The 13633-nt window shown below is 40.1% G+C and carries 13 protein-coding genes; 10 read left to right on the top strand and 3 right to left on the bottom strand.

Features of this window, described 5'->3' with window-relative positions; all coding sequences use genetic code 11:
- The first annotated feature begins 42 nt into the window (after positions 1–42).
- The 7 genes from K7887_RS10980 to K7887_RS10950 all read left to right on the top strand — a co-directional run bounded on the left by K7887_RS10980 (position 43) and on the right by K7887_RS10950 (position 7352).
- Entirely contained in the window at positions 43–1254 is a 1212-nt protein-coding gene (locus tag K7887_RS10980; protein WP_223489161.1) for an argininosuccinate synthase, read from the top strand.
- A 160-nt stretch (positions 1255–1414) separates the two neighbouring features.
- The gene (gene argH / locus K7887_RS10975) at positions 1415–2806 is read left to right on the top strand and encodes an argininosuccinate lyase (protein WP_223489159.1); all 1392 of its coding nucleotides are present in this window, start codon (positions 1415–1417) and stop codon (positions 2804–2806) included.
- A 62-nt stretch (positions 2807–2868) separates the two neighbouring features.
- Entirely contained in the window at positions 2869–3393 is a 525-nt protein-coding gene (locus tag K7887_RS10970; RefSeq protein ID WP_223489157.1) for a type 1 glutamine amidotransferase domain-containing protein, read from the top strand.
- A gap of 171 nt (positions 3394–3564) precedes the next feature.
- A complete protein-coding gene (locus K7887_RS10965; protein ID WP_223489155.1) occupies positions 3565–4521 on the top strand; it encodes a Gfo/Idh/MocA family protein in 957 nt (318 codons plus the stop codon).
- 104 nt (positions 4522–4625) lie between these two features.
- Positions 4626–5471: a CAP domain-containing protein gene (locus K7887_RS10960; RefSeq protein ID WP_223489153.1), complete on the top strand. Its 846-nt coding sequence runs from the start codon at positions 4626–4628 to the stop codon at positions 5469–5471.
- 134 nt (positions 5472–5605) lie between these two features.
- Positions 5606–6475: a dimethylarginine dimethylaminohydrolase family protein gene (locus K7887_RS10955; RefSeq protein ID WP_223493543.1), complete on the top strand. Its 870-nt coding sequence runs from the start codon at positions 5606–5608 to the stop codon at positions 6473–6475.
- Positions 6476–6491: 16 nt separating this feature from the next.
- Positions 6492–7352 (top strand): YihY/virulence factor BrkB family protein, encoded by an 861-nt coding sequence (locus tag K7887_RS10950; RefSeq protein WP_223493542.1) that lies wholly within the window; start codon positions 6492–6494, stop codon positions 7350–7352.
- Positions 7353–7409: 57 nt separating this feature from the next.
- On the opposite strand, the gene K7887_RS10945 is transcribed toward K7887_RS10950, so the two are convergent.
- Entirely contained in the window at positions 7410–7724 is a 315-nt protein-coding gene (locus K7887_RS10945) for a hypothetical protein (RefSeq protein ID WP_223493541.1), read from the bottom strand.
- A 540-nt stretch (positions 7725–8264) separates the two neighbouring features.
- Positions 8265–8435, bottom strand: coding sequence for a hypothetical protein (locus tag K7887_RS10940; RefSeq protein WP_010199486.1), 171 nt, complete (start codon positions 8433–8435; stop codon positions 8265–8267).
- A gap of 237 nt (positions 8436–8672) precedes the next feature.
- Between K7887_RS10940 and K7887_RS10935 the strand changes: the two genes are divergently transcribed.
- The 3 genes from K7887_RS10935 (at position 8673) to K7887_RS10925 (ending at position 12166) form a co-directional block, all read left to right on the top strand.
- Positions 8673–9038: a hypothetical protein gene (locus K7887_RS10935; protein WP_223493540.1), complete on the top strand. Its 366-nt coding sequence runs from the start codon at positions 8673–8675 to the stop codon at positions 9036–9038.
- 119 nt (positions 9039–9157) lie between these two features.
- Positions 9158–11347 (top strand): DEAD/DEAH box helicase, encoded by a 2190-nt coding sequence (locus tag K7887_RS10930; protein WP_223493539.1) that lies wholly within the window; start codon positions 9158–9160, stop codon positions 11345–11347.
- Positions 11348–11452: 105 nt separating this feature from the next.
- Positions 11453–12166 carry a DsbA family oxidoreductase gene (locus K7887_RS10925; protein ID WP_223493538.1) on the top strand — a complete coding sequence of 238 codons (714 nt, stop codon included), beginning with the start codon at positions 11453–11455 and terminating at the stop codon, positions 12164–12166.
- 381 nt (positions 12167–12547) lie between these two features.
- Here K7887_RS10925 and K7887_RS10920 read toward each other — a convergent pair whose 3' ends face one another.
- Positions 12548–13630: a citrate synthase/methylcitrate synthase gene (locus tag K7887_RS10920; protein ID WP_223493537.1), complete on the bottom strand. Its 1083-nt coding sequence runs from the start codon at positions 13628–13630 to the stop codon at positions 12548–12550.
- Positions 13631–13633 lie beyond the last annotated feature (3 nt).

Below are 13633 nucleotides of genomic sequence, written 5' to 3'. Positions count from 1 at the left end.
AAATACAACAACGTAGATTTTTATACCTAAGGAGGAATTCATATGAAGAAAGAGAAAGTGGTTTTGGCCTATTCAGGAGGGCTTGATACTTCCGTTTCCGTTAAATGGTTACAAGAGAAATATGGTTATGATGTCATTGCACTTGGTCTTGATGTCGGAGAGGGCAAGGACTTGGAATCAATTAAACAGAAGGCACTCGACGTTGGCGCAATCAAAGCTATTATGGTTGATGCAAAAGAGATGCTTGCCAAAGACTATATTGTACCTGCATTAAAATCGAATGCGATGTATGAGGGAAAATACCCGCTATCATCCGCGTTGTCTCGTCCGCTTATTTCAAATCTGCTTGTACAAGTCGCAGAGGAAGAGGGAGCGGTGGCAGTGGCACATGGTTGCACTGGCAAAGGAAACGATCAAGTACGTTTTGAAGTATCCATTCAAGCGCTAAACCCTAATTTAAAGGTCATTGCACCTGTTCGTGAATGGGGGATGACAAGAGATGAAGAAATTGAATACGCAGCAAAGCATAATATTCCAATTCCAGTTAATCTGGATAACCCTTTCTCTATAGATGCAAATATATGGGGGAGAGCATGCGAAGCAGGGGTACTAGAAAATCCTTGGAATGAAGCACCAGAAGCAGCTTTTGATTGGACTAACCCGATTGAACTGACACCAGACCAACCGGAATATGTGGAAATTAGCTTTGAGAAAGGTATACCGGTGGCTTTAAATGAAAAGCCTATGGGCCTTGTTGATCTTATCGAAGAATTAAATCTGCTGGGAGGAAAACATGGGGTCGGTAGAATCGATCATATTGAAAACCGCTTGGTAGGAATCAAATCAAGAGAAGTATACGAGAACCCTGCAGCCCTTATTCTTATCCAAGCACACAAAGAACTTGAGTTCTTGACGCTTCCAAGAGAAGTGACACAATTTAAAGCATCCATTGATGCACAAATGGCGAAAGTTATTTATGAAGGACTTTGGTACTCTCCATTAGTAAACGCACTAGGAGCATTCATTGAAGAAACTCAAAACAATGTAACAGGTAAAATTCGCGTAAAGCTCCAAAAAGGCAACCACACTGTAGTTGGACGCCAATCGCCATACAGCCTTTATAACGAAGAGCTTGCAACCTATTCCAAAGGGGATATGTTTGACCATAATGCAGCAGTCGGCTTCATCAAACTCTGGGGCCTCCCTACAAAAGTATACGCAGAAATCCACAACAAAGAAAAAGTAACCCTTTAAAAGATGGCGTAACTTCCAGTAACCTTGTTGATTGTAGTGGAAGGCGCGTAGACGCCCAGGCGCAGCCGAGGAGGCTCACGGACCGCACGCAGGCAAGCGAAGCGCCTGGAACGGAAATCAACAGTTAATACAGAAACCTACAGTAAGAGGAGGCAACAACATGACAAAGCTCTGGGGCGGAAGATTTACAAAAGAAACAAACAAACTAGTAGAAGAATTCACAGCATCCATCGAATTTGATAAAGAACTCGCACTCGAAGATATACAAGGAAGCATGGCCCATGTCCAAATGCTAAGTGACTGCGGCATTATTCCAAAAGACGACGCAAAAACAATCCAACATGGACTCCAAGTGATCCAAAACAAAATAAATGCAGGGGAAGTCGAATTCTCCGTTGCACATGAAGATATTCATATGAACATTGAAAAGCTGTTAATAGATGAAATCGGACCGGTAGGAGGAAAACTTCACACCGGAAGAAGCCGTAACGACCAAGTGGCAACAGATATGCACTTATACCTTAAAAAACAAACGGAAAAAATCATTTCATTACTAACAGATGTACAAAATTCCATCTTAATGAAGTCCAAGGAAAATGTGCAAACCATTTTACCGGGCTACACGCATTTGCAACGTGCCCAGCCAGTGTCATTTGCTCACCATCTGATGGCATATTTTTGGATGTTTGAGCGTGACAAGGAGCGTCTACAAGACAGCCTAAAGAGAATCAACTGGTCACCTCTTGGAGCAGGTGCCTTGGCTGGCACAACCTTCCCGATAGATCGAGCTCAGACTGCCTCCTTATTAGGATTTGATAAACTATACCCAAACAGCATGGATGCCGTCAGTGACCGTGATTTTATCGTCGAGTTTCTATCTCATGCATCACTTATCATGACTCACATTTCACGCCTTTCAGAAGAAATGGTCATTTGGTCAAGTCAGGAATTTCAATTCATTGAACTAGACGACTCTTTCTGTACCGGTTCAAGTATTATGCCACAAAAGAAAAACCCGGATGTACCAGAGTTGCTTCGAGCCAAAACTGGCAGAGTTTACGGAAATCTAGTTGGACTTTTGACAGTTCTAAAAGGTTTGCCACTGGCTTATAACAAAGACATGCAGGAAGACAAGGAAGGGATGTTCGATACAGTCAAGACACTGGTTGGTTCCCTGAAACTGTTGGCACCGATGATCCATACGATGACTGTAAACGAAAATAAGATGTATGAATCGGTCTCAAAAGACTTTTCAAATGCCACGGATATTGCTGATTACTTAGTGACCAAAGGGTTGCCATTTAGACAGGCTCACGAAATTATCGGTAAAATCGTGCTTTATGCCATCAATCAGGATAAATATCTTTTAGGCATAACACTTGATGAGTATAAGGACTTTTCCCCCTTATTTTCGGACGATATTTTCGAGTTGCTTCAGCCAAAACACGTTGTCGGTGCCAGAAAAAGCGAAGGCGGAACCTCCTTTGAACAAGTGGAAAATCAGCTAGCATTAGCAGAGCAGCTAATATATGATTCAGTATCAACTTCATAATTTGCAAAACGCGAAACCCTCGTTCACAATGGAGTTATATTCATGTGAAGGAGGGTTTTTTTATGAAATTACATAATAAAAAAATAATTCAATTAGTCAGTGACGATTTTGAGGATTTAGAACTGTGGTATCCGGTTTTACGTTTGCGTGAAGAAGGTGCTGAAGTGGTCATTGCTGGGGAAAAGGCAGGTACGACCTACATCGGAAAATATGGCGTGCCCATTGAATCTGACATATCTTTTCACGATGCAGATCCAGCAGATTATGATGCCATCTTGGTTCCTGGGGGATGGTCACCAGATAAACTTCGTAGATATGAAGATATTCTATCGTTTATTCGAACGATGGATGAGCAACAAAAACCCATCGGTCAAATTTGTCATGCAGGCTGGGTATTAATTTCCGCAAAGATACTTCAAGGAAAAAAAGTAACCAGTACACCTGGAATTAAGGATGATATGATAAACGCCGGAGCAGAGTGGGTTGATGAAGCTGTAATTGTCGACGGAAACATCATCTCCAGCAGAAGACCACCAGACCTTCCAGACTATATGAGAGAATTCATCCGGGTATTAGCGGACAAATAGAAGAGATTATGCTAAAACCAAGTTGATTGCAGTGGAAGGCGCGCAGACTCCTATGGGAGGAAGGGACAAGGAAGACCCCGCAACGTAGTGAGGAGGCTTCTGGACCGCCCATGGAAAGCGAAGCGCCTGGAACGGCAATCAACCGTTAAAGCTATCATAGGGGGAGAAACATTGAAGAAAAAATATAAAGTTGGAGTAGTTGGGCTTGGAGTAGTTGGCCAGAGGCTAATTTCAGCATTTCAAAATAACGAAGATATTCAAATCGCAGCAGTGTGCGACTATAATGAAAGCTTGGCAAAAGAAACAGCCATGGAATGCGGTGATATATCTTACTTTTCAGACTACAAAGAATTACTGCAACTAAAGGAAATCGATTTTGTCTATGTCGCGGTACCACCTGCTGTTCACTATGATGTCGTCATGTCTGCTTTCCAACACCAAAAACATGTTCTTTGTGAAAAGCCACTAGCCAATTCTGAGGAAGAAGCAGAAGCTATGTTACGTGCTGCAGAAGAATCCGGTTTAGTACATGCCATGCATTTTCCTCTTGTATATGAAAAAGCATTTGCCACGATTGAAGAGCACATACGCAAAGACTCGTTTGGCAAAATAAAGCGAATTACCTTAAAAATGCACTTTGATCAGTGGCCAAGACCTTGGCAACAAACAAATTGGATAAGTTCCAGGAAACAAGGGGGATTTATCAGGGAAATCTCGCCACATTACCTTCAAATGATCCTTCATTTTTTCGGTCCTGTTAAAGAAGTCAAAAGCTATGTGGATTACCCTTCCAATCCAGAACTATGCGAGCAAGCTGTCATTGCCATGCTTACTCTTGAAAATGGAGTCCGTGTTCTTATTGATGGACTTGCAGGACAAGCGGAAAAGGAAGAAATAGCCTTTACCATTCATGGGGAAAATCAGAGCCTTTCTTTACTTAACTGGAGAAAGGTGAAATTGGCAAACAAAGGGGAAGAGTGGACAGAAATTATGGATTCCGAATTAGTGAACCCAAAAGGGAGCTTAGTCGAACATTTTGTTAAAAGGTTAAATAATGAACAAGCCTTTCTCGTCGGATTTAAAGAAGGTTTAGAGGTACAACGTGTGTTAGAACAACTTATACGATAATAACTGTTACCAAAATTATCTCTTTTTTATCATTATTACCAATAATACTTTCAGGTGAAATTGCAAAACTAAAAAAGTATTAATGATGAAAAGGAGATGTACAAATGACGAAACTTTTGAAAGTAACAGTTATTACTGCTTTTGCATTATCATTAGTGGTCGGTTGTAACAACAATGCTACCAACAATAATGATAATATGGATAACAACAATACAGCTTTTCTTGATAACGATAACGGCAATGGAATTACTCATGTAAGAAATGAAGCTCGCGGAATGGGCCAAAGTGCAGATGTCCAAGAAATCAACAATGGATACTTAACGATTGATCAAAACTCTTTCAGCACATCAATCCCAAGCGAAAAGTTCCCGCATGTTGAAAAATTCCAGCAAGAAGGACCGTTTGCTATATACAAATTCGGGCAAGAAGGTTCGCCTGGACAACAAGGACAACCGGCTCAGCCAAAACAAGGTCAAGCTCCTCAAGGCGGGCAAGCAGCTCCTCCTGAGAATCAACCTGCTGAAGAACCAGCAGATGATAATCAACAACAGGCTGAAGAGTCAACAGAAGGTATTTCTGAAACAGAAATGAAAGTAATAGAACTTACAAATGCAGAGCGCCGCAAAAATGGATTATCAGACCTAAAAGCTGATGCTTCTTTAAGCAACGTTGCTCGTGATAAGTCCAAAGATATGCAAGCAAATAATTACTTTTCTCACACAAGTCCAACTCACGGATCACCATTCGATATGATGAGAGACTACGGTATTTCCTATAATACTGCCGGAGAAAATATTGCAATGGGCCAACGTTCTCCAGAAGAAGTAGTTCAAGCATGGATGGACAGTGAAGGACACCGTAAAAACATTCTAACTCCAGATTTCACACACATCGGTGTTGGTTATGTAGAAGAAGGCAATTATTGGACACAAATGTTTATCGGTAAATAAGCAATCAAATAAAAAGCAAATCTAGTCCTATGATTAGATTTGCTTTTTATTATTCTAAAATGTTTAAGTAATTCTCCGTTTAGGGAATAGAGTTCATAGAACAACCTACATATACTTGATCGGAGGATTACAAAATGACAATTAATTTGGAATATACGGATAAGGTGACAAGACATACATGTGAAAATGAATATGGAGAATTAAAAAAGGTCATTGTGTGTCCGCCAACTCATATGAGCATCACAGAAGTGATTAATGAAACACAAAAACATTTCTTGGAAGACAATATTGACGAGACGTTGGCAACAAAACAACATCGTAATTTTGTCCAAGCCATGTTGGCAAATGGAGTGGATGTTTATAGTTTACCTCCGAGTGAGCAATATCCAGAACAGGTCTTCACAAGAGATATTGGCTTTACACTTGGAAATACCGTTTTCGTGTCCAGTATGGGCAGTGATATTAGATCGGGTGAAGAAAATATCTTAAAATCGTGGCTAGAAGAACAACACTTATCATATACTCCCTTCTCAGGTTACAGTGTGGAAGGCGGAGATATCATTATTGACCGTGATATCGTGTACATTGGAATCAGTGGCAGAACAAGCAAGAAGGCCTTGGAACATATTAGCCAATCCCTTTCTGAGTATACCGTTCAACCTATCCCGATAGACAAATCATATCTCCATTTAGACTGTGTATTTAATGTCATTTCACCGACAGAAGCACTTGTTTTCTCTCCAGCACTAAGAGAAGAAGAACTAAACTTTCTATCAAAAAGATATGAATTAATTGAAGTATCTAAAGAAGAACAATTCACCATGGGAACGAATGTATTGTCTATTGGTAATAAAAAGATTTTCAGTCTGCCGTGCAATAAACAAGTGAACGAGCAACTCCGCAACAGGGGCTATGAGGTAGTGGAAGTAGATATTTCTGAGATCATCAAATCTGGTGGGTCGTTCAGGTGTTGCACATTGCCTTTACTCAGAGGCGGAAAATGAGAGGTGGGTGTGAAAGTTGTCGCGACTGGTTAAATTTTTGAAAAGATTAGGCCTGGAAATGAAAAAAGACCGTGCAACAGGGTTGGCAGCTGAACAAGCTTATTATTATATGCTTTCACTATTTCCTTTGTTAGTGCTGGCTTTATCCATTATTCCATATTTAAATATTGATCCACAAAAAGTGATAGAGTTCTTACAAACCATGATGCCTCCCGAAACTGTTTCAGTATTCGAAGAAAATATCAATGAATTTGTAAATAAACCGAACGGTGGACTTTTGACCTTTGGGATACTCGGAACAATCTGGTCAGCCTCCAATGGGATGAACGCTTTTATTAGTGCGATGAATGAAGCTTTCAATGTAGAAGAAAGCAGGCCGTTTTATCTTGTAAGGCTTCTCTCTATAGGGCTTACCATCGGATTGATTTTTGCTTTCCTTATTGCATTTTTCCTCCCCGTTTTCGGTGGAATAATCATTAAGCAGCTTGAATCGGTTATTTATATTCCAGGAAGTACAGCCATTATATTAAATATCTTAAGGTTCATCATTGCGTTTTTTGTTATATTTACGATTATTACGGTCCTTTATCGCATTGCCCCTGATATCAGCAAGTCATTTAAACAGTTGTTACCAGGTGCAGTAGTTGCTACAGTAATCTGGCAGCTAGTCTCCTTGTGCTTTTCGTTCTACGTTAGTAACTTTGGTAATTATTCCGCAACCTACGGGAGTTTGGGTGGGGTAATTATCTTGATGTTATGGTTGTTTTTGACAGGACTTGCCCTTGTCATAGGAGGCGAGATTAATGCCATCTATCATAAAGATCGGATTACTACCAGCTCTAATAAATATCACGATGAAAAATTCACAGCATTATAAGAACAAAAGCACCGTTAACCCTTAATAGGTAACGGTGCTTTTGCTTGATATCGTTGCTTACATGCCGCGCTCATACTCATGAAGCTTTTGCCTTGAACTACTCTTAAAAGAATTAGGAAGCTTCTTTATTTCTGCCACAGTAAAGGATAGAACGGATTTCTTCCAATCAATATCATTTTTGATGGCCTCTTGTTTACTTTTCAATTGATCCACCTGCTCTTGAATGGCATCGTTTTCTTCCTGAAGACGCTCACTCACCGAATTTATATAGGATAGGGTGGGGTTTGTCTTTTTACGAAAAGAGATAAACCCGATACTAAGCAAAATGATGGATACAACTAGAATTCCAATACTCAAATATACTAATAACATTTCTTCCTCCTCCTTTGGCTACATATAGAATAAATACCCCACAGAAAGTGATAAAAACATTGTGAGTTTCTAAAGATTTAATAATAACCGCCTATAACATAAGACATTAGTTTGTGGTTAATAGCCGCTGTTCCTTTCCGCAAATGGCTCGCTTTCCGCGGGACGGCGCTTGAGCCTCCTCGCTTCGTTTTGGGGTCTCAATCTACCGTTACTCCCCCGCTGGAGTCTCCGCCATTTGCTCCAATCCACAGCTAGAAGTTATGTAAACGATAGGTTAATGTTTAATCAGTTATCTCGGTTAGATAGTTTTTCAAACCCTTCGATGAATGAAGCCACATTGTTGATTGGAGTGGAAGGCGCGCAGACGCCCGCGGGAGGAAGGGACAGGTGAGACCCCGCAGGCGTAGCCGAGGAGGCTCACGGACCGCCCGCAGGCAAGCGAAGCGTCTGGAACGGAAATCAACCGGGTTTTATATTTTTCTAAAAAAAAAGAAACCCGGGCAAGGAGCCGTAGGTTTCTCGAGAATGGGTATTGTTTTATTAGCTTTGTTTAATTTCTTCTTCGAAATAAAAGGTTTTAGGGTTTTCTTTTATGGTGTAGGAGTATCTTTTTAAATTGGGGACGTAGTTGAATTTTAAGATGGTAACTTCCTCGCCAGTGCTTTTCAAAATGACTTTTTCATTGTCTTGGAACTTGTTTTTTTGTTTCATTAATGTTCCTTCTTTCCATTTGGAATTTCTAATCATTCTTTCATTATCTCATAAAATAGGGAGTAATCCCACTTAATCCTCAAATATATTTTCTCCAATCCCGTATAATTATAGAAAATGGTGGTAGAAACTGGCTTGAGAGGTTACACTATAAGGAGAGGTAAGTTCCTTTGGTATCCTGGTGTTAAGATTCGCCGTCTAAAGGTGTGAGGCCGACACACAGAGAGGATGACCTATATGTCATGTCTATTTTACCAAGCAAAGGCTGGAGACGGGTTGAAAAAAAGAGGATTGAAACGATCTGATACTTTTCTTGAAACCGCAGAGGATGCTGTTTCAGAAGCCCTTGGTTTAAAGGAACGTATTGATAAAGCGTACAAAAATAATATAACATGGGACTATGAAGAACGCATGAAGGGCTCTACTGATAAAGTAAAAATCCTTAAAGGGTATTTAGATGGAGACAAAAATTCCAATCCTTTTTACCTTGAAATCTCAACCTTAGAAAGTGCAGATAAGATTGCCGTTGCTCCCATCAAACCAAAGACAATATCCAAGCAAGATAAAAAAGTACTGAAAAATGTAATAAGTTTTTACAAATAAATCGAAATGAATGGCCAAGATTCCAACAAAATTTGTTGAAGGGATCTTGGCTTTTTTATTTTAATAATGTTTGTGATATAGTTTGGGAATGTAAAAAATGATGAGTTGAGGAAAGATAAATGAAGACAATTCAATATATTAACGAATGGAAAAAGGCATTACAGGCTGAAATACAACATTTAAAAAAATTTGGGAGCACCAAGTATCTTATAAATAACGGTCATCTGATGTCAAGCGATAAAAGTTTTACTTACTTTTTTGAAACCTATACTTCCGTAAGAATTCCTGTAGGTTCACTAGTGAAAGTCGAATGGGGAGGAATTAAAACGGAAGGAAAGATTCTGTCATCTGAAGGAAAGAGTGTTATCGTTTCTTTTGAACAATCACTTGGAGATATTATATCAGAAGCATATCTTTTTCATGATCCGTGGGAGCTGTTGGATCAACTTTTCCAGAGGCTGGATGAATTGAAAGAAAGTAAAAAAAAGAGAAGCCGCATTAAAAGATTGATGAATCCGGAAATGAAGCCAAAGCATCCCACCGATATTATTAAAAGCAGTGTTCATGAATTAATTCTCCGTTCCAAATACAATCCCGTAACCTTTGTTTGGGGACCGCCTGGAACAGGAAAAACCTATACGTTAGCAAGGGTTGCTGCCAATAAATATTTTAAAAAGAAGAAAGTTTTACTGTTATCTCACAGTAACCAGTCTGTGGACGTATTTATGCGAGAGATTTCAGCCTTTCTTTCCAAGCAAGAACGCAATAGAGAAGGTGATGTTCTGAGGTATGGGTCACATAACAGTGACATATTGGCAAACCTTCCGGCCAATACAACCTCACAACTACTACAAAACCGTGATCCAATACTTGCTAATGACAGAGACAAGCTGATGGAAGAACGGAAACATTTAAAAATGGATTTATCCAAGTCTTTCAGTAAGAGGGATTCGGAAACATTGCTGAAGCTCGAAACCAAGGTAGCAAGAATATTGGAGAAAATAAGGCAGAAAGAAGTGGACTTCTTAGATGAAGCGTTCATCATTGGCACGACGCTCGCTAAAGCTGCTATGGATCCTGCCATTTATGAAAAAGAATATGACGTGGTCATTGTGGATGAGGCGAGTATGGCATATGTTCCTCAATCTGCTTTTGCAGCCTCACTGGCAAAACATATCATCATATGCGGAGATTTCAAGCAACTGCCGCCTATTGCCTCAGCAAGACATGAGTTAGTAGAAAAATGGTTAAAAGAAGATGTGTTCCATCGTACAGGAGTAGCAGACAATGTTCAGTCCTCTCGCTTGCATCCACATTTATTTTTATTAAAAGAACAACGGAGAATGCACCCTGATATTTCCGCCTTTACAAACAAATATATCTATCATTCTCTTGTAGGTGATCATCCAAGTGTAAAGAAAAACAGGCAAGACATAGCTAGGCAGCGGCCATTCCCTGATCAAGCTTCCGTATTGGTTAATACGAGCTATACCGGAGAGCATGCTTTTATTGAAAAAAGCAGCAGGTCTCGGATTAACTTGTGGCATCTTCTTTTATCTTTTCAACTAATACATGAAGCATATGTAGTAGGTGGAAGGTCCATCGGTTATATTTCCCCATACCGAGCTCAGGCTCAATGGATGGATATGTTGCTGCAAGATATTTATGGAGTTGAAATGGAAACAGCCGAGATCGTATCTGCTACCGTCCACCGTTTTCAAGGAAGTGAGCAGGATACTATCATTTTTGATTCTGTCGACAGCTTTCCTATGGAGAGACCGGGAATGTTGTTAGTCGGAAAAGAAAGTGAACGCCTGTTAAATGTTGCAATCACAAGATCGAAAGGTAAGTTTATTCACGTCTGTGACAGTCAATTTATGAAGAAAAAGGTTTCCTACAATAAGATTATTAGAAAATTAGTGGAATATCAGGAAGCCTCCCAATTTCACGTTCAGCCATTTCAAATAGGTTCTTGGATCAAGCATCAGCATCCCAAGGTTCAATGGATGCATGCGAGAAAATGGGATAGAGTGATGGAAGACATGGAGCATTCCAGTTCATCCATCACTATAGGCTTAAAAGACCGGAATGTACTTCCAGAAGAATGGGGAAGGAGATTGACTCTGTGGAAGAAAAGAGTTTCTATCATTACAGAGGGAGTAACCTTTCCATTTATCATTATTGACCATCGTATCCTTTGGCTTGGAGTGCCTGTAGAGGCAGCCACAAACACAAAACCACCTTTTGTAAGTGTAAGGGTGGAGTCTGCGGCAATATGCAGGGAACTTTTTAATCAGTTTGGTATATAAGGAAGGGAGCCGGGACCTTGCTTTTCGTTCCAAGTCATATTAAAAGAGGTTTTTCATACATTATGGTATGATAATACATACTAGTTTAGGAAATGAGGTGCAACGATGAAAATAGAAATCTGGTCAGATTATGTTTGTCCTTTCTGCTATATCGGAAAACGAAGATTGGAAAAAGCATTGGAAGATTTCCCACATAAAGATAAGATTGAAATAGAATATAAAAGCTTTGAATTAGACCCAAATGCAAAGCGTGATACTGATTTGACTATATATGAAATACTTGCGAAGAAATATGGAATGCCTGTAGAAGAGGCGAAAAGAATGAGCGCCGGGGTTGCCAAACAAGCGGCTGAGGTAGGGTTGCAGTTTAATTTTGATACCTCAATTCCAACCAATACATTTGATGCTCACCGTTTAACCAAATATGCTGAAACAAAGGGCAAAGCAAAAGAAATCACTGAACGTTTACTAAGATCGTACTTTACTGAGTCTAAACATATTGGCGACAAAGGCTATTTAAAAGAATTAGCGGTCAGCCTAGGTTTGGACTCTGCGGAAGTGGAAGAAGTGTTAGCCGGAGACGCTTATGAAAAAGATGTCCGCTTCGACCAAAGAGAAGCAAGAGAAATTGGTGTACAAGGAGTTCCATTCTTTGTATTAAACAGCAAATATGCCATATCCGGAGCACAACCCCCGGAAGTGTTTGCTGAAGCCTTGGCTAAAGTATGGGAAGAAGAGAACGAAAAGCCGAAGTTGCAGAATTTTGAGTCTAAGAATAAAAGCGAAACTTCCTATTGCTCTGACGACTGCTGTGAGTGATTGGGTTTAGGGACAGGTTCCACGACCCACTTTTCACGTATTTAAGCCTGTATTAATATTTATGTTTGGAGTAGCCAGAACCCTTTTGGATGGGGTTCTGGTTTTTTGTGGGGTAGAGGGGGGCAATCTACTAATCAGGCAGGATGAAGACACTATAATGATGGTTTTTGGGTGGAAAGTGTCTTCATATGGGGGATGAAGACAATTTAGAGCTAGATTTTTCCTCGATAGTGTCTTCATAGGGCCAATGAAGACACTTTAAAGCTGTTTTTACAGTAGGAAATGTCTTCATAGCCAAGGACTGGTACTATAATATTGTTATGTAAACAAATCGGAAAACTTAGGCGCCTAATTTATCAGGCGCCTTCATAAATATACCCGCTATTTCCCCACATACCTCGACAATGGACGATATATCACATTATCCTCAGCCTGCTCCAGAACATGCGCTGTCCACCCGACCATTCGACTAGCTGTAAAAGTTGGCGTAAAGAGGGAAGAATCCATATTTATTGCTTTCATGATGGCGGCAGCATAAAACTCAACATTCGTATACAACCCTCTGCCGGGTTTAAGTTCTTCCAACACATCTATTGCAGCATTCTCTACCTCTAATGCCAAGTCAAGCCATCTATCTTTTCCTACATGTCCTGACAAAGTTTCCTTCAGCGCTATCGAACGTGGATCATGCGTTTTATAAACTCGATGCCCAAATCCCATCAGCTTTTCTCCCGAGAGAATTTTTTCTCGTAAGTGCAATTTTTTATTTTCAACTTCACTCAATTCATTCAACAATACTATTACCTCAGAAGGAGCTCCGCCATGAAGAGGACCTTTCATCGTGCCGATAGCGGAAGTTACCGCAGATACAAGATCCGATTCAGTTGAAGCAGTTACCCTTGCAGAGAAAGTGGATGCATTCATTCCGTGTTCCATTGTCAATATCATATAGGTTTCCAGAGCGCGGATGTGCTCAGGACTTGCTGGACTTCCATGTAACATATACAGATAATTCTCCACATGACTATATTTAAAACAAGGAGCAATTAGATCTTTACCCTCTAGTATTCTCTTTCGATAAGCAATGATTGTGGGAATAACCGCTGTCAATATCATCGCATCCTCAACAGTCGGTTTCCACGTCATGGATTGGCCCCCGGCACTGGAAATCACTGTTCTTACCACACTCATCATATCCATATCACTAGGAAGAACATTTAAAACTTTTTCCATCGTTGGGGAAGGGTTCCTATATGAAGCAAAAGTAGATTTGAATTTTTCTAACTGTGCACCTGAAGGCAATTCACCGAACCATAATAGATGAGCAATTTCCTCAAATGAATAAGTAGTAGCAATATCCCTTATTTCATATCCGCGGTAAATCAACCGACCATTTGAACCATCCACTTCCGCAATCCTGGTTTCAGCTGCAATGACACCTTTTAATCCTCTTTGTATACTCACCCT

This window comes from Sutcliffiella horikoshii (genome assembly GCF_019931755.1).
GTDB lineage: Bacteria > Bacillota > Bacilli > Bacillales > Bacillaceae_I > Sutcliffiella_A > Sutcliffiella_A horikoshii_E.
This window is presented reverse-complemented; position numbering and strand designations above follow the sequence as displayed.